The sequence below is a fragment of the Streptomyces sp. NRRL F-5755 genome, from assembly GCF_001279365.1.
GTDB classification, from domain to species: Bacteria; Actinomycetota; Actinomycetes; order Streptomycetales; family Streptomycetaceae; genus Streptomyces; species Streptomyces rimosus.
Map to the genome: position 1 here is coordinate 14,983 of NZ_LGCW01000004.1, position 21,214 is coordinate 36,196.

Annotated in this window: 17 protein-coding genes; 9 read left to right on the forward strand and 8 right to left on the reverse strand. The window is 72.9% G+C overall.

Features of this window, described 5'->3' with window-relative positions; all coding sequences use genetic code 11:
• Positions 1 to 186 precede the first annotated feature (186 nt).
• Entirely contained in the window at positions 187 to 450 is a 264-nt protein-coding gene (locus ADK86_RS01340; RefSeq protein ID WP_003983763.1) for a WhiB family transcriptional regulator, read from the reverse strand.
• 688 nt (positions 451 to 1,138) lie between these two features.
• Here ADK86_RS01340 and ADK86_RS01345 point away from each other — a divergent pair.
• From ADK86_RS01345 to ADK86_RS01355, 3 genes are all read left to right on the forward strand, one after another.
• Positions 1,139 to 1,636 carry a cysteine dioxygenase gene (locus tag ADK86_RS01345; protein ID WP_053694858.1) on the forward strand — a complete coding sequence of 166 codons (498 nt, stop codon included), beginning with the start codon at positions 1,139 to 1,141 and terminating at the stop codon, positions 1,634 to 1,636.
• Between the two features lie 177 nt (positions 1,637 to 1,813).
• On the forward strand, positions 1,814 to 2,770 hold the full coding sequence (gene cofD, locus ADK86_RS01350; RefSeq protein WP_053694859.1) for a 2-phospho-L-lactate transferase: 957 nt from the start codon (positions 1,814 to 1,816) through the stop codon (positions 2,768 to 2,770).
• Positions 2,767 to 4,122 (forward strand): coenzyme F420-0:L-glutamate ligase, encoded by a 1,356-nt coding sequence (locus tag ADK86_RS01355; protein ID WP_053694860.1) that lies wholly within the window; start codon positions 2,767 to 2,769, stop codon positions 4,120 to 4,122. The genes cofD and ADK86_RS01355 overlap by 4 nt, the downstream gene beginning before the upstream one ends.
• Positions 4,123 to 4,144: 22 nt before the next feature.
• On the opposite strand, the gene ADK86_RS01360 is transcribed toward ADK86_RS01355, so the two are convergent.
• The 3 genes from ADK86_RS01360 to ADK86_RS01370 all read right to left on the reverse strand — a co-directional run bounded on the left by ADK86_RS01360 (position 4,145) and on the right by ADK86_RS01370 (position 7,695).
• Positions 4,145 to 5,059, reverse strand: coding sequence for a DNA-3-methyladenine glycosylase family protein (locus tag ADK86_RS01360; RefSeq protein ID WP_053694861.1), 915 nt, complete (start codon positions 5,057 to 5,059; stop codon positions 4,145 to 4,147).
• A gap of 79 nt (positions 5,060 to 5,138) precedes the next feature.
• Positions 5,139 to 6,221 (reverse strand): nucleotidyltransferase family protein, encoded by a 1,083-nt coding sequence (locus tag ADK86_RS01365; RefSeq protein WP_053694862.1) that lies wholly within the window; start codon positions 6,219 to 6,221, stop codon positions 5,139 to 5,141.
• A 73-nt stretch (positions 6,222 to 6,294) separates the two neighbouring features.
• Complete coding sequence (locus tag ADK86_RS01370; RefSeq protein WP_053694863.1) at positions 6,295 to 7,695, reverse strand: peptidoglycan recognition protein; 1,401 nt, start codon at positions 7,693 to 7,695, stop codon at positions 6,295 to 6,297.
• A 126-nt stretch (positions 7,696 to 7,821) separates the two neighbouring features.
• Between ADK86_RS01370 and ADK86_RS01375 the strand changes: the two genes are divergently transcribed.
• The 4 genes from ADK86_RS01375 to ADK86_RS01390 all read left to right on the forward strand — a co-directional run bounded on the left by ADK86_RS01375 (position 7,822) and on the right by ADK86_RS01390 (position 14,135).
• On the forward strand, positions 7,822 to 8,574 hold the full coding sequence (locus tag ADK86_RS01375; protein ID WP_053694864.1) for a TIGR03089 family protein: 753 nt from the start codon (positions 7,822 to 7,824) through the stop codon (positions 8,572 to 8,574).
• Between the two features lie 169 nt (positions 8,575 to 8,743).
• Complete coding sequence (locus ADK86_RS01380) at positions 8,744 to 10,021, forward strand: LCP family protein (protein WP_053694865.1); 1,278 nt, start codon at positions 8,744 to 8,746, stop codon at positions 10,019 to 10,021.
• 229 nt (positions 10,022 to 10,250) lie between these two features.
• Positions 10,251 to 12,050, forward strand: a complete 1,800-nt coding sequence (locus tag ADK86_RS01385) for an LCP family protein (protein WP_053694866.1) — start codon at positions 10,251 to 10,253, stop codon at positions 12,048 to 12,050.
• Between the two features lie 108 nt (positions 12,051 to 12,158).
• Positions 12,159 to 14,135 carry an LCP family protein gene (locus ADK86_RS01390; protein ID WP_053694867.1) on the forward strand — a complete coding sequence of 659 codons (1,977 nt, stop codon included), beginning with the start codon at positions 12,159 to 12,161 and terminating at the stop codon, positions 14,133 to 14,135.
• Here ADK86_RS01390 and ADK86_RS01395 read toward each other — a convergent pair.
• From ADK86_RS01395 to ADK86_RS01405, 3 genes are all read right to left on the reverse strand, one after another.
• Positions 14,123 to 15,247 carry a polyprenyl synthetase family protein gene (locus tag ADK86_RS01395; protein WP_053694868.1) on the reverse strand — a complete coding sequence of 375 codons (1,125 nt, stop codon included), beginning with the start codon at positions 15,245 to 15,247 and terminating at the stop codon, positions 14,123 to 14,125. The two genes, ADK86_RS01390 and ADK86_RS01395, sit on opposite strands and share 13 nt — an antisense overlap.
• A gap of 44 nt (positions 15,248 to 15,291) precedes the next feature.
• Complete coding sequence (locus ADK86_RS01400) at positions 15,292 to 16,722, reverse strand: MFS transporter (RefSeq protein WP_053694869.1); 1,431 nt, start codon at positions 16,720 to 16,722, stop codon at positions 15,292 to 15,294.
• Positions 16,723 to 16,952: 230 nt separating this feature from the next.
• On the reverse strand, positions 16,953 to 18,014 hold the full coding sequence (locus ADK86_RS01405; protein WP_053694870.1) for a glycosyltransferase family 2 protein: 1,062 nt from the start codon (positions 18,012 to 18,014) through the stop codon (positions 16,953 to 16,955).
• A 304-nt stretch (positions 18,015 to 18,318) separates the two neighbouring features.
• On the opposite strand from ADK86_RS01405, the gene ADK86_RS01410 reads away from it, so the two are divergent.
• Together ADK86_RS01410 and ADK86_RS01415 are read left to right on the forward strand one after the other, a co-directional pair.
• A complete protein-coding gene (locus ADK86_RS01410; protein ID WP_053694871.1) occupies positions 18,319 to 19,770 on the forward strand; it encodes an LCP family protein in 1,452 nt (483 codons plus the stop codon).
• Between the two features lie 50 nt (positions 19,771 to 19,820).
• Complete coding sequence (locus ADK86_RS01415; RefSeq protein ID WP_053694872.1) at positions 19,821 to 20,516, forward strand: hypothetical protein; 696 nt, start codon at positions 19,821 to 19,823, stop codon at positions 20,514 to 20,516.
• A 51-nt stretch (positions 20,517 to 20,567) separates the two neighbouring features.
• On the opposite strand, the gene ADK86_RS01420 is transcribed toward ADK86_RS01415, so the two are convergent.
• Positions 20,568 to 21,119, reverse strand: coding sequence for an acyl-CoA thioesterase (locus ADK86_RS01420; protein ID WP_030594923.1), 552 nt, complete (start codon positions 21,117 to 21,119; stop codon positions 20,568 to 20,570).
• Positions 21,120 to 21,214 lie beyond the last annotated feature (95 nt).

Here is a 21,214-nt window from a genome sequence, read left to right on the forward strand (position 1 = left end):
CGTCTGGGCGTCGGTGCGCCTCGGACGCGGCCCCACACTAATGGTTCCGGGCGGCGGGTCCGTCGGCCGCGTACACAGGCGTCCGCCTCCGGCGCGTGGGAGCCGGAGGCGGACCGTTGTCTATGGAGAGATTTGGGGGAGTTGGGGAGGTGCTGTGACCCGGTGGCCGGGCCGTGCGGCCGGACGTCAGACCGCTGCCTTCTTGAGCCGGCGCCGCTCGCGCTCGGACAGTCCGCCCCAGATACCGAAGCGTTCGTCGTTGGCGAGGGCATATTCGAGGCATTCGGAGCGGACCTCACACGCGAGGCAGACCTTCTTGGCCTCGCGGGTGGAGCCACCCTTCTCCGGGAAGAAGGATTCGGGGTCGGTCTGGGCGCACAGCGCGCGCTCCTGCCAGCCGAGCTCCTCGTCCGCCTCTTCGACCAGCAATTCCTGGAACAGCTCGGTCATGTGCGCCCCTCGTCTGTCTTTGCGTCCCCGTGATGCAGCCGTTACCGATGACGGCTGAACGACACGAGTGAAATTACAAGTGTGCCGATCCGGGCCAGTCAAGCCGAGATCTGCTATTGGGCCCCTTATTCACTCTGCGGAACCAAGCCTATGCAGAAAGTGTTCAAATCGGCAAAAAACAGGACACTTCCTCAGCCGTATCACCCGTAACTTCCTTCTCACTCCCAAGGACGCGACGGGCACCGCAGCCGTTGCACCTCGCGTACCGAAGCGGGCCGGATCACATTCAGGTCACGAGAGCGCAACGGCGCGCAGGGGCGCGCGGATGTCGGCCGTCTGCTCCGAACCTCGTTTGCACAAACCTTTCGCCGGGCGCAGCAACCGGATGAGGTGAAACATCTCGCCCAAACCCGGCATCCGGTTGACACGGCGCCGAGTACCCGGTCTCCTTACATGCATGCCAGCGATTCCTGCGCTCCGCCTGACCCGTGCCTACGGGTCCCGCTGCGCTGCCCAGGCCCGCTGTCGCTGTTCCAGCTGTTGACGCCACCGAGCTCCAGCTTTCTTCCCCGCAGCACCCCGCCGCACGGCTCCCGTGCCCGCCGCCCGCACCCCGCGCGCGGCCGAGCACCGCTTTCGCGTCATCCGATCCGCGCCACCTGAGCACCTTGCCGAGGAATCCCCGTTCATGAACAGCGACGTCCAGATCGCCGGCGACCCGCTCGCCATTCCGCATCTGCTCCCGCCCGTCCCCGCCCACCCGGCCACCGTCGCCGGCTTCGCCGGGCTCGCCCGCGACATCGCCGCCGACCGCGCCGCCTGGGCCCCGCTGGTGCGCTACGACGCCACCACCCGCTGGTACCACCGGCTCCGCACAGGGCCGGGCTACGAGATCTGGCTCCTCAGCTGGCTGCCCGGCCAGGGCAGCGGGCGCCACGACCACGGCCCCTCCTCCGGCGTACTGACCGTGCTGGAGGGCGAGTTGAGCGAGCGCACCACGTCCGGGCACCGCGCCCTGACGGCGGGCGCGCAGCGCGTCTTCGCGCCCGGCTACGTCCACGAGGTCGTCAACGACACACTGGCACCGGCCGTCAGCCTCCACGTGTACTTCCCAGGACTGACCGAGATGCCCATGCACAGCGCGCGCTGCGCGGCGGGCGCCTCCCACGAGCACGTCGCGCCCTAAGAGCCTGTGTCTATCCCCCGGCCGGGCGCACGCCGCCTGGCACGCACGCTCGCGGTGTTGCCGAAACGCCCGCGTAGCTCCGCTACGAGGGCCTTCCGGCGCCTTGCGATCGCACGCACCAGACGACGTACGCTTATCCGACCGGGGGATAGACACAGGCTCTGACATGCTGGCCCCATGCGCATTGTGGTTCTCGCCGGCGGCATCGGCGGCGCCCGCTTCCTGCGGGGTCTGAAAGCAGCGGCGCCGGACGCCGACATCACGGTCATCGGCAACACCGGTGACGACATCCACCTGTTCGGGCTGAAGGTCTGCCCGGACCTCGACACCGTGATGTACACGCTCGGCGGCGGCATCAACGAGGAGCAGGGCTGGGGCCGGGCCGACGAGACGTTCCGGGTCAAGGAGGAGCTGGCGGCCTACGGGGTCGGGCCCGAGTGGTTCGGGCTCGGCGACCGGGACTTCGCCACCCACATCGTCCGTACGCAGATGCTCGGCGCCGGCTACCCGCTCAGTGCGGTGACCGAGGCGCTGTGCGCGCGCTGGAAGCCCGGGGTGCGGCTGCTGCCGATGTCGGACGACCGGATCGAGACCCATGTGGCCGTGGACATCGACGGCGAGCGCAAGGCCGTCCACTTCCAGGAGTACTGGGTACGGCTGCGCGCCTCGGTCGACGCGCAGGCGGTGGTGCCGGTCGGCGCCGAGCAGGCCAAGCCCGCGCCGGGCGTGCTGGAGGCCATCGCGGAGGCGGACGTGGTGCTCTTCCCGCCGTCCAACCCGGTGGTGAGCGTCGGCACGATCCTGGCGGTGCCGGGCATCCGCGAGGCGATCGCGGACGCCGGGGTGCCGGTGGTCGGCCTGTCGCCGATCGTCGGTGACGCGCCGGTGCGCGGCATGGCGGACAAGGTGCTGGCGGCGGTCGGCGTCGAGTCGACGGCCGCCGCGGTGGCCGAGCACTACGGCTCCGGGCTGCTGGACGGCTGGCTCGTGGACACCGTGGACGCCGCCGCGGTGCCCCGGGTCGAGGAGGCGGGCATCCGCTGCAAGGCCGTACCGCTGATGATGACGGACCTGGACGCGACGGCCGCGATGGCCCGCGAGGCGCTGGCGCTGGCCGAGGAGGTCCGCGGATGAGCGACCCCGGTGCCGCCGCCCCCGCCTACCGGGTGTGGGCGCTGCCCGGCATCCCCGAGGTGCGGCCCGGCGACGACCTGGCCAAGATCATCGCGGCCGCGGCGGCCGGTGACGGGCTGCCCGGCCTGGCCGACGGCGATGTGCTGCTGGTGACCTCGAAGATCGTCAGCAAGGCCGAGGGCCGGATCATGGAGGCCGCCGACCGCGAGGCGGCCATCGACCAGGAGACGGTACGGGTCGTGGCGCGCCGCGGCACGCTGCGCATCGTGGAGAACCGGCAGGGCCTGGTCATGGCGGCGGCGGGCGTGGACGCCTCCAACACCGCGGCCGGGACCGTGCTGTTGCTGCCCGAGGACCCGGACGCCTCGGCCCGCGCGATCCGCGACGGGCTGCTGGCCGCGCTGGGCGTGCGCGTCGGCGTCGTCGTCACCGACACCTTCGGGCGGCCGTGGCGCAGCGGGCTGACGGACGTCGCGATCGGCGCTGCCGGGGTGCGGGTGCTGGACGACCTGCGCGGCGGCGTGGACGCGTACGGCAATCCGCTCAGCGCGACGGTGGTCGCCACCGCCGACGAACTGGCCGCTGCGGGCGACCTGGTGAAGGGCAAGGCGGAGGGACTGCCGGTCGCGGTGGTCCGCGGGCTGCCCCACGTGGTGCGCGACGCCGGTACGGACGAGGCCGGCGACGGGGACGACGCCGGGGCCCGGGACCTGGTGCGCACGGCCGAGAACGACATGTTCCGGCTGGGCACCTCCGAGGCCGTGCGGGAAGCGGTGGCCCTGCGGCGTACGGTCCGCGAGTTCACCGACGACCCGGTGGACCCGGGTGCGGTCCGGCGCGCGGTCGCCGCCGCGGTCACCGCGCCCGCGCCGCACCACACCACGCCGTGGCGCTTCGTCCTCCTGGAGTCCGAGCGCTCGCGTACGGAACTGCTGGACGCGATGCGGGAGGCGTGGATCGCCGATCTGCGCGGGGACGGCTTCAGCGAGGAGTCGATCGCCAAGCGGGTGCGCCGGGGCGATGTGCTGCGCAACGCGCCGTACCTGGTCGTGCCGTGCCTGGTGATGGACGGTTCCCACACGTATCCGGACGCGCGGCGCAACGCCGCCGAGCGGGAGATGTTCGTCGTCGCCAACGGCGCCGGCATCCAGAACTTCCTGGTCGCGCTGGCCGGGGAGCGGCTGGGCTCGGCGTGGGTGTCCTCGACGATGTTCTGCCGCGATGTCGTACGGGACGTGCTGGGCCTGCCGGCCGACTGGGACCCGATGGGCGCGGTGGCCGTGGGCCGCCCCGCGGCTGCGCCCCGGCCGCGCCCGGCGCGCGCGGGCGACGACTTCGTCGTGGTGCGCTGAGCGTTCGTATTCCTGCCGCCCGCTACAGCGGCGCGATGTTCCCGACGGGAAAGCGCGGCGCGCGGCGCGGCAGGGTGCGGCCCGACAGCAGGATGAAGCGGGTGGCGCGGTGGCGCTGGCCCTCGTAGGGGGCGAGCAGTTCGAGCATCTGCTCGTCGGTGCCGTCGCGCCGCCCGGTCAGCGCGTAGCCGACGATGCGCGGCAGGTGCAGGTCGCCGACGGTGATCGCGTCGGGCGCGCCGTTGGAGCGCTGGAGCGCCTCGGCGGCCGTCCACGGGCCGATGCCCTGGACCAGCTGGAGCCGGTGCAGGGCGTCCGGCAGGTCCATGGCCGCGGCCTCTTCGAGGCGGCGGGCGACGCGTACGGCCCGCAGGATCGTGGCCGACCGCTTGTGGTCGACGCCCGCGCGGTGCCATTCCCAGGACGGGATCAGCGCCCAGCCGCGCGGATCGGGCATCACCCGCAGCCGGTCCCAGGGTCCGGGCGCGGGCTCGCCGTGCCGCTGGAGGAGGAGGCGCCAGGCGCGGTACGCCTCGTCGGAGGTGACCTTCTGCTCCAGGATCGAGGGGATCAGCGACTCCAGGACCAGGCCGGTACGGGCGAGCCGTACGCCGGGGTGGCGGCGGCGCGCCTCATGTACGAGGCGGTGCCGCGGGGTGAAGGCCGCCGGATCGTCCCCCTCGCCCAGCAGGGCGGGCAGCCCGTCCAGCATCCATGCGGCGCCCGGCCCCCACGCCTCGGCCTCGACCTGCCCGGCGCCGGGCCGCGCCCGTACGCACAGGGTGGCCGGGCCCAGCGGCGTACGGCTGGCCCGCCAGACGGCGCCGTCCGCCACCCGGAATGCCGGGTCGCCGGGCCCGCGCCCGAGTACACCGAGGGTCCGGTGCAGGTCGTAGGGGCCGGGCGGGACCCAGGTGCGGCGGAGGGGGGCGGGCATCCGGCCAGGGTAAGTGATGCGGGTGCGCGGTGAGGGGGCCCAGGATGCGGAAGTGGCGGGGCTCTCCCGTCGCCCCGGCCTACTGGTCCGAGGAGAACCGCACCGACGCCGCGGGTATCTCGGCCCCGCACCACACCCGTATGCCGTCGAGCAGCTCGTTGTCGGCGCCGATCACCGCGCCGTCGCCGATGACCGCGCCTTCCAGGACCGTACGGGCGCCGATGCGGGCCCCGGCGCCGATCAGCGAGTCGTGGACGCGGGCGCCGGGCTCGACGACGGCGCCCTCCAGGACCGTGCTGCCGTCGATGCGCGCGCCCGCGCCGACCCGGGCCCGGGGGCCGATGGCCGTGCCGCCGGTGAGCTTGGCGTCCGGGGCGACCTCGGCGGTGTCCAGCACCAGCCGGTCGCCGCAGCGGCCGGGGACGGCCGGGGACGGGGCGCGGCCCAGCACCAGGTCGGCGGAGCCGCGGACGAAGGCGTGCGGGGTGCCCAGGTCGAGCCAGTAGGTGGAGTCGACCATGCCCTGGAGGTGGGCGCCGTCGGCCAGCAGGCCGGGGAAGGTCTCGCGCTCGACGGAGACCGGGCGGCCGGTGGGGATGGTGTCGATGACCGAGCGGTTGAAGACGTAGGCGCCCGCGTTGATCTGGTCGGTGACGATCTCCTCGGGCGTCTGCGGCTTCTCCAGGAAGGCGGTGACCCGGCCGGTTTCGTCGGTGGGCACCAGGCCGAAGGCGCGCGGGTCGGCGACCTTGGTCAGGTGCAGCGAGACATCGGCGCCCGCGGTGCGGTGGGTGTCGACCAGGGCTTCGATGTCCAGTCCGGTGAGGATGTCGCCGTTGAAGATCAGGACCGGGTCGTCGGGCGCCGAGTGGAGGCGGGAGGCGACGTTGCGGATGGCGCCGCCGGTGCCCAGCGGCTCCTCCTCGGTGACGTACTCCAGGTGCAGGCCGAGCGCGGACCCGTCGCCGAAGTACGGCTCGAAGACCTCGGCGAGGTAGGAGGTGGCCAGCACGATGTGCTCCACGCCCGCCGCGCGGGCGCGCGCCAGCTGGTGGGTGAGGAAGGGGACACCGGCGGCCGGGACCATGGGCTTGGGCGTGTGCACCGTCAGCGGGCGCAGTCGGGTGCCCTTGCCGCCGACCAGGAGGATCGCTTCTGTCACCTTGTCTTCTCTGCTTCCTGCTGGGGTCGGCCGGTCGGCGGACCAGTGTAGGCAGATGCTTTCGAACGGACTTTCAGCGGCCCTGGAGGCGCGCCGCGGAACTGCGTACGCTGCCGAGTTTCCCGTAGAGGTGGTCACCGGGACACTCGGTGGAGAAGCCGTCCCGGTGGCCCGAGATGACGTGCAGCCTAGCCCGGGTGCCCTTCTTGTACCGGTTGCCTCCGCCGGAAACTAGGGATGTTGTGGTGCGCGGGTCCATTCCGTACAGCCCGAGTTTCCACGCCGTCAGCCGCGCCACCGCGGAAACGGCGGAGGTTGGCGGGTTTGCATTCTCGAACGTCCCGAGAACGGCGATGCCCATGGTGTTCTCGTTGAAGCCGCGGGTGTGGGCGCCCTTGACCGGCTTGGTGACGCCGCCCGCGCGGCCTTCGTAGACGGTGCCGCACTTGTCGACGAGGAAGTTGTAGCCCAGGTCCCGCCAGCCGCTGCTCTTGACGTGGTAGCGGTAGATGCTGCGCAGGACGGAAGGGGCCTGCCGGCACGTGTAGTTGTTGCCGGTGGCGCTGTGGTGGAGGAAGGCCGCCTTGACGGTCCTGGTGTAGGCGAAGTTCCGCTCGCGCAGCTTCTCGTCGGCTCCCCAGCCGGCCCGGGTGACGATGGCCGGGCGCGGTCCGACGTGCGAGCGGGACCCGGTGGACGGCTGGGAGGTGCCGGGGCGGGGGGTGCTGGGGCGGCTCTCGGACGTGTCGTCGCCGTCGTCGCGGGGGCGGGTGGGGGTGTTGACCGCCGGGATGCGGAAGACGCCGAGCAGGGAGCCGAGGGCGGAGCCGACGCTTGCGAGGGTCCCGGTGCCGTCCGGCGGCTTCGGCTGGCCTTCGCCGGCCCGCGCCGCGCGCACCTGGGTGGAGTCCTCGCCGGGGTCGACGAGTTCCAGGTGCATTCCGGCGGGCAGTGCCCGGCGTGCCGGTGCGCGGCCGGCGCCGTCGCGCTCCGGGACGACGCGCAGTTCCACGGCGTCGGAGGGGCCGACCCACAGGGGTGCGGTGCTGCCCCGTACGGAGCCGCCGTGCCCCTCGGAGGAGCGCGGGTCGGGCGCGTCGTCGTCGTGTGCCTGGATGTCCTGCCAGCCGGACCAGCCGGTGCCGCCGGCGGGGCGGGTACGGACCTGGGCGCGGCCGTCGAGCGCGGCGGCCGGGTCGTCCCAGACGACGCCGACCAGTGAGAACGGGGCGACGCCGTAGGCGGCCAGGCCCTGGGCGCCGGTGGCCGCGCCGCGGTCGGACGGCCGCAGGGGGCGCAGCGGGAGGGAGCGGGTGGTGCCGGGGATGCCTTCGGGGGCGGCCGGTGCGGAGGGCGCGCGGGCGGTGGAGGCGGCGGTGCGTTCCGGGGCGGTCGCTCCTGCGGGCAGGGCGAGCGGGAGGGTGAGGGCGGCGGTGCACGTCACGGCGATCGAGGTAGCAAGAATGGCACGCATGGAGAAATCGTGAACGAATAGGGCATAACATGCCATTCGTAATCTGACGGCGCGTCGGCCCGCACGCCCCGTGCCCGCCCGCCGTCCGGCTGACCCCCGGTCACTTCCGCGCGTACCCTGACGCCGATGAACACCACCGATCGCACCCCCGCCGACCTGCTGCGTTCCGCGCTCGCCGCGGACCCGTCCCGGCCGCTGGTGACCTTCTACGACGATGCCACCGGCGAACGCGTGGAACTGTCCGTGGCCACCTTCGCCAATTGGGTGGCGAAGACCGCCAACTACCTCCAGGACGACCTGGCCGCCGAACCCGGCGACCGGCTGGCGCTGCTGCTGCCCGCCCACTGGCAGACCGCCGTATGGCTGCTGGCCTGCTCCTCGGTCGGCGTGATCGCCGACGTCGGCGGCGACCCGGCGGCGGCCGGCCTCGTCGTGAGCGGCCCGGACACGCTGGAGGAGGCGCGCGCCTGCTCCGGCGAGCGGGTGGCGCTGGCCCTGCGCCCGCTGGGCGGCCGTTTCCCGCAGCCTCCGGAGGGCTTCGCGGACTACGCGGCCGAGGTGCCCGGCCAGGGCGACCGGTTCGCGCCCTACGTGCCGGTGTCCCCCCAGGACGCGGCGCTCGCGGTGGACGGCTGGGAACTGACGGGCGCGCAGACCGTGGCGGCGGCGCTGGCCGACGCCGCCGAGCGCGGACTGTCCGCGGGCTCCCGGCTGCTGTCCGGCCTGCCGTACGACACCTGGGCGGGCCTGTCCGCCGGGCTGCTGGCCCCGCTGGCCGCGGGCGGCTCGGTCGTACTGTGCCGCAACGTGGACCGCCTGGACGCGGACGGCCTGGCCAAGCGCGAGGAGAGCGAGCGGGTCACCCACCGGGCGCTCTGAGCCTCCCCTCCCCCGTCCGGCGGACGCCCGGCGCTGCGTGAGGGGCCGGGCGGCGCCGCGCGGGCCATGATCTTGGGGTACGGGCGCCGTCGCGCGGGTCCGCACGTCCGGCCTTCGGAGTCGGCCCGCGCGGGCGCGACGCCGACTCCGGAGGGATGGGGACGCACTCGTGACCGACAGCCCGGAGAACCCTTCCGGCCGGCCCGGCCCGCAGGGCCCCGCCGGAGAGACCGGTGCGCGGGACGCCCCGCTCGCCGCGCCGCCGCTGGATCTCACGGCGGAGAGCGGCGCGACGTCCACGGGGCCGGGGCCGAGGCGGCGGTGGCTGCGCTGGACCGCCGTCGGGCTCTCCGTCCTGGTGCTGGCCCTGGCCGGCCTCGGCTGGCTGGTCTACACCAAGCTGGACGGCAATATCCGTACCGATTCCGACACCCGTAACGAGCTGGAGAAGTACGAGGCGGAGCGGCCGAAATCGGAGCCGGGCGGCGCGGAGAACGTCCTGCTGATCGGCACCGACCGGCGCTCCGGGGAGAACAACGGCAAGTACGGCCCGGACAACGGCACCCAGCGCTCGGACACCACCATCCTGCTGCACGCCTCGGCGGACCGGCAGAGCGCGACGGCGGTGAGCATCCCACGGGATCTGATGGTGCAGATTCCCGAATGCAAGCGTTCCGACGGAAAGCAGTCGGCGCCGCAATTCAACCAGTTCAACTGGGCGTTCGAGTTCGCGGGCGCGGCCTGCTCGATCCGTACGGTCGAGAAGATGACGGGCATTCGCATCGATCACCACATGATCGTGGACTTCACCGGGTTCAAGAAAATGGTGGACGCGGTGGACGGGGTGGACGTGTGCCTGGAACGGCCCGTGAAGGACGACGAGGCGCATCTGCGGCTGCCGGCGGGATGGCAGACGCTGCGCGGCGAGGACGCGCTCGGTTACGTACGGGCCCGCAAGAGCCTGGGCGACGGCAGCGACACCCAGCGCATGGAACGTCAGCAGCAGTTCCTCGCGGCGCTGGTGAACAAGGTCCAGAGCAATGGCGTGCTGCTCAATCCCCGCCGGCTCTACCCGCTGCTGGACGCCGCGACGAGTTCTCTGATCACCGATGAGGACCTGGCGTCGCTGCGCGGTCTGTACGAATGGGTGCGCGGCCTGCGCAGCATTCCGACCGAGAAGGTGCAGTTCCTGACCGTTCCGCGCCAGGAGTACCGCTACAACGCTGATCGCGACGAACTCGCCCAGCCGGCCGCGGAACGCCTCTTCCGGCAGCTGGGCAAGGACCGCCCGGTGTCCGTCCGGCCCACCTCCACACCGCCCTCGCCCGCTCCCCCGGGGCCGGGCCCGGCGTCAGGGCCGCGTGAAGATTCCGCGAATGGGGCTTCACCTTCGCCGTCCGAGCCGACGTTCCAGGGAACCACCGCAGAGCGCGGGATCTGCCGATAAAAGCTCTGCAAAGGTACAGTCGGCTGATCGAAAGCTGTCGAAAGGTTGGGGTGAATTGCCCAGTTGTAGGGGAGTGGAATTTGTCACGGGCGTCGCTCGACGCTGAACTGGGCGGATAGTGTGAGCGATCCGGTCCGCACGACCAGGCTGACCGCGCATTGCACAACCGACCGACCGAGCGCCTTGAGGGGGAGGCGCCGCGTGGCACCGACGGAGGACACAAGGCACCGTGGACGCGCAAGGCCGTGGGCGAGCGGACGACTTCGATCCCGCTGATCAGTGGGTGTTCGATCCCAACACCGGCAACTACGAGTTGCGGCTGGACCCTGCCGACGCTCCGGCACCGCGGCCGGCCGGCCGCGGGACTCCGGCACCCGGACGCGGCAGCGGAGCGGCCGGGCCCGAAGGGGGCCGCGGCCCCCGGGGACCGGGCAGCGGTACGGGGCAAAACGGTTCTGGACGCGGCAGGCCGCCACGTCAGAACGGCGACACCCGCGAACTGCCGGCCCAGCGCGACCGGCGGGCCGGAAGCCGATCCGCGAGCGGCGGCGGTGGCGGTGGCACGAGCGGTGGCGGCACCCCGCCCAGCCGCCGTAAGCCCAAGCCGAAGAAGTCCGCCAAGAAGAAGGCGCTCTACTGGACGTCCGGCGCGCTCGGCTTCGTCCTCGTCGCGGGCTGCGGCGGCGCGTTCTACCTCTACCAGCAGCTGAACGGGAACATCTCCAAGGTCGACGTCGGCAAGGAGAACCCGGCGGTCAAGGACGGCCCGGTCAACATCCTGATCATCGGCACGGACGCCCGCTCCGGCAAGGGCAACCAGGGCTACGGCGACACGGGCAGCGTGGGCCACGCGGACACCACGATCCTGATGCACGTCTCCAAGGACCGGTCCAACGCGACGGCCCTGAGCATCCCCCGCGACATGATCACCGACATCCCGGACTGCCCGACCAAGAAGAACGGCACCACGAAGACCATCCCCGGCCAGCGCAACGTCCGCTTCAACACCAGCCTGGGCCAGGAGGACCGCGACCCCGGCTGCACCTGGCGCACCGTGGAGAAGATGACCGGCCTGTCCATAGATCACTTCATGATGGCCGACTTCAACGCGGTCAAAGAGCTCTCCGAGGCGGTGGACGGCGTGGAGGTGTGCGCCGCGAAGCCGATAAACGACCCCAAGTCCCATCTGCACCTGCCGGCGGGCAAGAGCGTCGTCAAGGGCGAGCAGGCGCTGGCGTTCGTCCGTACCCGGCACTCCGTCGGCACCGGCAGCGACCTGAGCCGCATCAAGCTCCAGCAGCAGTTCATCGGCTCGATGATCCGCAAGATGAAGTCCGGCGACACCCTCACCAGCGTGCCCAAGCTCTACGACCTGGCCCAGGCCGCCACCAAGGCGCTGACCGTGGACACCGGCATCGGCAGCGCGGGCAAGCTCGTGGACCTGGCCAAGGACCTCAGCCGGGTCGACATCAAGAACATCACTTTCGCCACAGTGCCCGTCCTGGACAACCCCAAGGACCGTGCGACCGTCGTACTGGACGAGGCGAAGGCCGCGCCGCTGTTCCAGATGATCCGCGCCGACCATTCGCTGTCCAAGACCGACGAGAAGAAGGGCAAGGGCACCTCGGACGACAAGCAGGTTCCCAAGGCGCCGGCCGACAAGGTCCGGGTCGATGTCAGCAACGGCGGCGGGCCGATCGGCGCCGCGCAGGAGACGGTGGACTGGCTGCAGAACAGCAAGGCCGCGAAGCTCTCGACGAACGCCGGCAACGCGCCGACGAAACTGGCCGCGACCCGTCTTGAGTACGCGCCCAACCAGGCCGACCAGGCCGCCACCCTGGCCGCCTGGATGGGTCTGCCCAAGAGCGCGCTGAAGAAGACCACCGCGGACGCGGGGCCGAAGGTCCCGATGAAGCTGATCCTCGGCAAGGACTTCCAGGGAGCGGGCAAGTCGATCGAGGCGCCGACGAAGACGCCGGACGGCGTGCAGAACGTGAACGCCGACGACAAGAACGTCTGCGCCAAGTAGCAGGACACCGGCCGGGCTCCCCGGCCGGGCCACGGCTGCACGGGGCAGCCGAACCACCAAGCGAGCCCCGGCCGCCGTGACCGGCGCCGATTGACGGGGGAGAACCCAATGCGGCAGAGCAGTGTGCGCGGAAACGGACCGCGCCGGCGCCGGCCGGACGCCAAGGATCTGGGCTGGGACGACAGCCTGTACGAGGACGACGAGGAGAACGGGGCGGCGGCGGACCGTACGGGCAACGCGCAGAACCCGCAGGGCGCGCCGAACCCGCAGAACGCCACTGCTCCCGCTGCTCCCGCCGCCCCGGGCAGCACCGGCACACCGGTGGCCGCGGGCGGCCCGGCAGCGGCACCTCCGGTGGTCACCGGGGGCGTCAAAGGTCCGGCCGCCGCCGCGCAGGACACCAAGGTCGCGAAGGAAGCGGCGGCGGAGCCCGCCGCGTCCCCGGCGGCCGGCTCCACTCCCCCGGCCGGTGCCGCCGCCCCCGGACCCGTCACCGGTGCCGCCACCCCCGGTGCCGCCATCCCCGACGCCCCCGCCCCCGAGGACTCCGCGGACACCGACCCCACCGCCAAGGGCACCCGCCGCGCCGGCAAACCGCGCGGCAAGGCCAGGCGCGTGCTGCGCTGGAGCGCGATATCCCTGGCCGTGCTGCTGGCCGGCACGGCCGGGGCCGCGTACTGGTACTACGAGCACCTCAACAGCAACCTCCGCAAGGACGCCCTGGACCTGGGCTCCGGCGGCCTGGAGAAGCCCCAGCCGAACGCCTTCGGGCAGACTCCGCTGAACATCCTGCTGCTCGGCTCGGACGGCCGGAACAGCGAGAAGAACATCGAGCTCGGCGGCGCCCGCCAGGACGCGGACCGCAAGCCGCTGGCCGATGTGCAGATGCTGCTGCACGTCTCCGCGGACCGCAGCAACATGTCGGTCATCTCGATCCCGCGCGACACCCGCGTGACGATCCCGAAGTGCACCGACCCGGACGACGGCAAGGTCTATCCGCAGACCACCGCGGCCATCAACACCTCGCTCCAGCACGGCGGCCCCGGCTGCACGGTCGCCACCTGGAAGGAGCTGACCGGCATCTACATCGACCACTTCATGATGGTCGACTTCGCCGGCGTGGTGGACATGGCGGACGCGATCGGCGGGGTCCCCGTATGCGTGGACAAAAACGTTTACTCACATGACAAGAAGGGCCACGGCAGCGGTCTGAAGCTGACCGCGGGCACCCACTCGGTCAAGGGCGTACAGGCCCTCCAGTGGCTGCGCACCCGGTACGGCTTCGAGGACAACACCGACATCGGCCGGGCCAAGGCCCAGCACATGTACATGAATTCCATGGTCCGCGAGCTCAAGGCGGGCACCAAGCTCACCGACCCGATGAAGCTGCGCGACCTGGCCGAGGCCGCCACCAAGGCGCTGACGGTGGACGAGGGCCTGGGCAGCGTCAAGAAGCTGTACGACCTGGGCGGCGACCTCCAGCGGGTGCCGACCGAGCGGATCACGATGGTCACCATGCCGTGGCAGTACGCGGCGGGCGGCGAGTACGTCGTCCCCAAGCCCGGGGACGCCGAGCAGACCTTCTCCCTCCTGCGCAACGACACCGCGCTGGACGGCAAGGACACGAAGAAAAAGAAGCCGGCGCCCGAGCCGAAGCCGACGACCGCCAAGGACAAGCTGGACGTCATCGTGCAGAACGGCACCAACAGCACGGTCCGCGGCCCGGTTTCCGGCCGCGCGAACGTGATCTACAGCCGTCTCGTCTCCCTCGGCTACTCGGGCGCCTCCACGGACTCCCGCCTCACCACCCAGGCCGACACCACGATCACCTACCCGGCCAAGGGGGGCAGCGGCGACGCCCTGGCCCTGGCGAAGGCCCTCGGCCTGCCCAAGTCCGCCGTCAAGGAGTCCAGCACGGCCACCCACCTGCGGCTGGTGATCGGCAACGACTGGCGCAAGGGCACCTCGTTCCCGAAGCCGCCGGAGGACAAGAAGGGGGCCGACAAGGCCCCGGAGAGCGCCGACGCCCTCAACGGCGAGGACAAGAAGGCATGCATGAAGGTGAACCCGGCCTACACCTTCTGACCGGACCGGCCCCGGGCGCGGCCCGCCGGCACCGCCGGGCCTGGAGGCACCGCCGGGCCCGGGGGCAGCGTGCAGTGCGCGCCGTGCGGGCCCGCCGGGGCGACCGCGTACGCGGTGGTCCGCACCTCGTCGTCCACGCGCCGGTGCAGACAGGCGGTGTACGGCGAGTCGGGGGCGAGGGTGTCCAGCAGGGCGTGGGCGCGCTGGTGGACGTCCGCGAGACAGCGCTGGTACGGGGCCAGCACGTCCGGCGCGAACATCATGGCGGCCAGTTCCCGGCGGTCGGCGGCCGACTCGGCGGCCCGGCCGAGGAGTTCCAGGGCACGTTCCCGTTCCGTGTCGGTGGCCGCGTGCAGCAGCTGGACCAGCAGGTAGGTGGCGGTCCGGTTGCCGAGGTCCTCGTGGTGGCCGGAGCGCAGGTCGTCCTCGTCGTTGCGGAACTGCGCGAGCAGGCCGACGGCCTGGCCGAACTCGCCCCAGGCCGCGACGCGCGGGTCGTCGGCGCGGTCCGCGCCGAGCGCGAGACGGGCCGCCAGGGTGGCGGCCATGCCGTAGACCGCGCCGCTCTTGTGCCGGTAGACGGTCAGCACCTCCTCGGGGCTGGTCCCGGCCGGCGATCCGAGGAGGTCGCCCACCTGCCCGTCGCAGGCGGCGGTCCAGCCGTCGAGGAAGTCCGCGGCCAGCCGCTCGCGCAGCGTCCCGGGCAGGGGCAGGGCGGTCAGGGCGCGCAGCGGCAGGGCGTAACCGCACTCCAGGGCCGCGATCAGGACGGCGCCCGGGTCGCCCCCGTACAGCCGGGTGCCCGTACCGCCGTCCGACACGTCGTCGAAGGTGTTGGCTGCCCGCCACCACAGGACGTGCGCCCCGGCCAGCGGCACGGCCGGCTCCAGGCCGCCGTCGAGGGCGCCGTGGACGAGGAGCGGCAGCGCGCATTCGAGGGGGGTGCGCCGGCCGTCGGCGACGAGCCGTTCGAGGGCGGGCCGCAGATACGCGTACCGGGGCCGGTAGCCGTCGAGGAGCCCGGCCAGGTACTGCCGTACCCGCGGCACGGCCTCGGCGAGCCGGTCTTCGGCGCTCGGCCGCGCGGCGGCGGGCCGGGGATGAGGGGACAAGCGGGTCTCCGTACGGTCGGGAGGGGCAGAGGACCTTCCGGGGGTCACCTCGGGAGGTCGCGCGGCGCCGGGGAGCCGGGGACGTCCTCGCGGAGGCCGGCGGGCGCGGCGGCCCGGGGCAGGTCGCGGGCGAGGACACCGGCGGCGGCCGACGTCGTGGTCAGGGCGGCGGTGGTGACCGCGAAGGCGCCGACGACATCGGCCGTGGCGCGGACCTGGGCGAAGAACAGGAAGCCGAAGACGCACACGCCGAGCGCGGCGCCGAGCTGCTGGGCCGTGGAGACCACGCCGGACGCCGCGCCCGCGACGGCGTCCGGCACGGTCCGCAGGGTCACGGACAGGGCCGGGGTGACGCACAGGCCGAGCGCGGCGCCGACGGCGCAGACCGTGCAGATCAGCAGGCGCGGGTCGGTGCCGAGGGCGCTCGCGGCGCAGCCCGCGTAGCCGGCGGTGGCGGCGAGGGAGGCCAGTGCCAGCAGCCGGTGCTCGGCGCCGCGGGCGAGCCGCGGCGCGAGCAGCGACCCGCCTGCGAAGGCGACCGCCGCCGGGGCCATGCCCAGGCCGGTGGCCAACGGGCTCCAGTCGAGCCCGCGTTGCAGCAGCAGACCGAGCATCAGGACGAACGCGCTGAGCCCGCAGTTGATCAGGATGATCAGCGCGATGCCGCGGCTGAAGCCGTCGAGGCGCAGCAGCCGCGGCGGTACGAGCGGGGAGTCGCCCCGGGCCTCCAGCGCGCGTTCGTGGCGCAGGAAGCAGGTCGCGACCGGGACCGACGCGGCCAGGCAGGCCGGCCCCCACCACACCATGCCGCCCGCGCCGCCCGCCACCAGCGGGACGACGAACAGCCCGAGCGCGCCCGCCGCGAGGCCGATGCCCGGCAGGTCGGCGCGGACCGGGCCGGGCCGTACGGGGCTCCGTCCGCCCGCCGCCCACGGCAGCAGCGCGAGCGCCAGAACCCCCACCGGCACGTTGACGAGGAAGACGGCGCGCCACCCGAGCCCGAGGACATCGGCCGACAGCAGCCAGCCGCCGAGCAGTTGGCCGCCGATGGCGCCGAGCCCCATCACCGCGCCGATCGCGGCGTACGCCCGGCGCTGCGCCGCGCCGGTGAACAGGGTGCGCGCCGCGCGGTAGACCTGCGGCACCATCAGCGCCGTACCGGCGCCCTGCACCATCCGCGCGACGACCAGCACGGCCGTGGCGGGTGCCACGCCGCAGACGACCGAGGCGCCGGTGAAGACGGCCATGCCGAGCCCGAAGACGCGCAGCGTGCCCAGCGCGTCCCCCAGCCGTCCGCCGGCGGCCAGGCCGAGGGCGTAGACCAACTGGTAGCCGACGAGGACCAGTTGCTGCTGACCGCCGTCCGCTCCGAGGTCCCGCTCCAGCGCGGGCATCGCCACGACCACGATGAAGACGTCGAGGTTGGCCAGGAAGGTGCCGCACAGCAGGACAACCAGCGCCGCCCATGGACGCACGGGGGCACCTCCAGCCGGTCGGCGAGCACGATGCGTCACGCTCGGGACACGTATCGTAACCATGACCTTGCGTCCGTGCCCAGCCCGTGTCCCCTTCCGTGACGAGAGGGACGGGTGGTGCGCATGAGGCGGTACGGGACGGAGGCGGGCCGGGCGGTACGCGTCGGCGCCCGTACGCGATCGCGTACGGGCGCCGGGTGCGCGTCAGGCGCCGGTGCGGGCCGCCGGGCTCACTCGGCCGCGGCCGGGCGGCGCGGGGCCGTCACCGCCGGGCGGCGGCTGGCGATGACCTTCTTGGCCAGCGACCGCGGGCTGGTCAAAAAGCCCCAGCCCCAGGACATGTGCATGGTCGCCAGCGCGACCGGGATCTGCGCGCGGGCCTTCAGCGGCAGCCCCTTGCCCGCCGGGACCGAGCCCGCCGCGATGGCCGCCACGTAACCGGCCGGTACGACGAAGCCCCAGGGCGTGACGAAGGCGCCGACCACGGCGCCCGCCGCGATGGCGCACACGGCGGTCGGCGGCGCCAGGTAGCGCAGGTTGATCGAGCCGGAGTGGTAGCGGGCCACGACGTGGCGCCAGCGCCCGTAGTCCTTGTACTGCTTCGCGAGCGCGCGGACGCTGGGCCGCGGCCGGTACTGCACCTTCAGCTCCGGCGAGAACCAGATCTGCCCGCCCGCCTCGCGGATGCGGAAGTTCAGCTCCCAGTCCTGGGCGCGGATGAACTCCTCGTTGTACCCGCCCTGCTGCTCCAGCGCCTCGCGCCGGAAGACGCCCAGGTAGACCGTTTCGGCCGGGCCGGCGTCGCCGCCCGTGTGGAACGCGGCGTTGCCCACGCCGATCCTGGAGGTCATCGCGGCGGCCACCGCGTCCTCCCAGGCGTTCTCGCCCTCGGCGTGCATGATGCCGCCGACGTTCTGCGCGCCGGTCTCCTCCAGGAGGCGCACCGCGGTCGCGATGTAGTTGGGCGAGAGCATGCCGTGGCCGTCGACGCGCACCACGACCGGGTGGCTGGACGCCTTGATCGCCGCGTTCAGGGCGGCCGGGGTGCGGCCGGTGGGGTTGGGCACGGTCAGCACCCGGGCGCGCTCGTTCCCGGCGTTCTCGGCGACCAGTTCGGCGGCGATCTCGTCGGTACGGTCCGTCGAGGGCCCGAGCGCGATCACCACCTCCATCTCACCGGCGTAGTCCTGCGCCAGGATGTGCTCGACCGAGCTGCGCAGATGACGTTCCTCATTGAGCACCGGCATGATCACGGAGACGGCCGGGGGCTGCTGCGGTGGCGTGGCGTTCATCGCGGTCACGTTACCGCGTATGGGGGACGGGAGCCGACGGCAGGCGGGTGGCCTTGGGCCCGGCGCCCGGCGTGTGGCGCTTTACAGCCGATCATATGGGCCTACGGTGACCCGGCCCGCTCCGTTCCCTTGCGGAGACGATTCGTCCTGGTCCGGAGACGGTCCTCCGGTCCCCGGCCGGACGGCCCGGATCCGCAGCGTCCCGCCCGTACGCCCTCGTCCCGGTTTCCGCTCCCGTCCCCGTCCCCCACCCCTTCGCCCTCCCCCGCTCCGTTCGCCCCGACCCCGCCGCGGAGGTGTCCCCATGACCGCACCGCACCGCCCGCCCCGTCCCTCCGCCCGTCACCGGCGCCCGGACGGGCGGCCGCGCTGGGGGCTGCGCATGGCCGCGAGCGTCTCGCTGCTGCTGCTGGCCGCGGGCGGCATCGGGCACGCCATGGTCACCGGCGTGGAGGACGGCATCTCCCGGGTGGACGCCTTCAAGGGCCTGGGCGACCGGCCGGACAACAGCGGTGGGGACGGCATGGACTTCCTGGTCGTCGGCACGGACGGCCGGGACAAGCTGTCCCGCGAGGAGAAGCGCCGCTACCACCTGGGCGGCGAGCCGTGCCACTGCACCGACACGATCATGGTGGTCCACCTGTCCGCCGACCGGAACCGCGCCAGCGTCGTCAGCCTGCCCCGCGACTCGTACGCCCTGACGCCGCCGCACACCGACACCACCACCGGGCAGAAGCACCACGGCCACCCGGTCAAGCTGAACGCGGCGTACGCGGAGGGCGGGCCGGGCCTGACCATCCGGACCGTCGAGCGCATGACCGGGGTGCACATCGACCACTACCTGGAGGTCGACTTCACCAGCTTCATGAAGACGGTGGACGCGGTCGGCGGTGTAGACATCTGCACCACGCGCCCCCTGAAGGACAGCTACACCGGCCTGGACCTGCCCCCCGGGCGCTCCCGGCTGGACGGCGGCCGGGCACTGCAGTACGTCCGCGCCCGGCACCTGGACAGCGCCTCGGACCTCGGGCGGATGCAGCGCCAGCAGCGCTTCTTCGCCGCGCTCATGCACAAGATCACCAGCTCCGGGGCGCTGCTGAACCCGGTCCAGTTCAAGCACATCACCGACGCGCTGCTGGAGTCCGTACGGGCCGACAAGGGCTTCGGCGCCGACGAGATGGTCGACCTCGGCCAGGCGCTGCGCGGCTTCAACCCGTCGTCCTCCGAGTTCGCCTCGGTGCCGGTGAGCGACATCGACTTCCAGGTGCCCAACGTGGGCTCGACCGTGATGTGGAACGAGGCCAAGGCGAAGAAGCTCTTCCAGGCCCTGCGCGAGGACCGGCCGCTGGCCGTGCGGCGGCCCGGCCGGCAGCGCCCGACGGCGGTGGACGTACCGCCCGGCACGATCCGGGTGCAGGTCGACAACGGCGCCGGGCGGATGGGCCTGGGCCGCACGGTGGACAAGGCCCTGCGCGCCACCGGCTTCGACACCACCGGGACACCCGGCAACGCCCCCACGCGCGTACGGCGCACGGTGATCTCCTACGACCCGCGCTGGAACCGCTCGGTGCGCTCCCTGTCCGCCGCCCTGCCCGGGGCGGCCCTGCGCCAGACCCCCGGCCAGGGAGAGCTGCTGCGCGTGACGGTCGGCAAGGACTTCAAGGCGGTCCACAAGGTCCGCTCCGACGACCCGACCCAGCCGTCGGGTTCCGGCGACTTCGGGACGCTGACAGGGGACGAGGCAGCCTGCCCCTGATCCCGCTGTGAACCTGGTTCTCACGCCTATGTACTGAGTACAGTCCCGCCATGGGCGAAAAGCGATCACCCCTCACCGACCGCTGGTTCATCGACCAGATCACCGCCGTCGCGCAGCAGTTCCTGCGCTCCCAGCCGGACCCCCGCGTACCGGACGACTCACCCGTCCCGCAGCGCCCCGAACCCGAGGACCTGACCGCCCGCGCCGCGCGCCTGTCCGCGCAGCGGGCCCGGCTGGAACAGGAGGAAGCCGCCCTCCAGGCGGACGTCGAACGCCTCAACCACGCGGCCCGGCGGGCCCCCGGCGCCGCACCGCGGCCGGCCCGCACGACGGCCGTCCCGGAACTCGGCATCAGCGCCGAGGACCTCACCCTCACCGAGGCGGGCCGCATCCGCCGCGCCTACAAGATCACCGAAGCCGCCCTGCCGCGCCTGGTCCTGGAGGCCGCGGCCGACGGCCTCGACGCGCCCGCCATCGCCCGCGACCTGGCCGTCACACCGTCGTACGTGTACCGCATCCTGCGCGAACGCGTCCGCTACACGTGGCGCGTCGACGTCCGCGACGGCGGCGCGTGGACCGTACGCGGCAGCGGCCAGGACGTGGTGGACCGCGCCCTCGGAAGCGAAACCCGGCTCGCCGAGCGGCTCCTCACCGAAACCGGCGCCGACCGCGTGCTTCTGTGGGAGGGCGCACGCACGACGGACAACCGGGCGATCATCGAAATGATCAGCCCGGGGGCGGCGTGACTCGTCAGGAAGCGCCGCAACCCGCCCGGGAGGGCGGGCTCCAGCGTCTGCCTAGTCCTCGGCCCCGCCCACCGCGCCCTGCTCGCGCAGCTCCTTGATCGCGCGGCGGCGTGCCAGCCGATGCGTACGGCGGATCTGCGCCTCCTGATAGCGGCGCTTGTCGCGCTCGGTCTCCGGGATGACCGGCGGTACGGCACGGGGCTTGCCGTTCTCGTCCACCGCCGCGAAGACCAGGTAGGCGGAGCCGACCTGGGTCGCGGGCGTGGACTCGTTCCAGCGCTCGGCCAGGACCCGTACGCCGATCTCCATCGAGGACCGGCCGGTCCAGTTGACCTGGGCCTTCACATGAACAAGATCGCCGACGCGGACCGGCTCCAGGAAGGCCATCTCGTCCATGGAGGCGGTCACGGCGGGGCCGCCGGAGTGCCGGCCGGCCACCGCGCCCGCCGCGTCGTCGACGAGTTTCATGATCACGCCACCGTGCACCGTGCCGAGCAGGTTGGTGTCGCCTGCCGTCATGATGTGCGACAGCGTCGTACGGGAGACGGAGGTGGGCTTGCCCGGAAGGTCGCCCTCCGGGCCGGTGGTGACGAGATCGGTCATGCGCCCAGCTTATGCGCGGCGTGCGCCCCCTCCCCCGGCGCCCGCCCCGTACCTCGCACCTCCCGCTCCCCCGTTACGCGCCCCAGCGCCCGGCG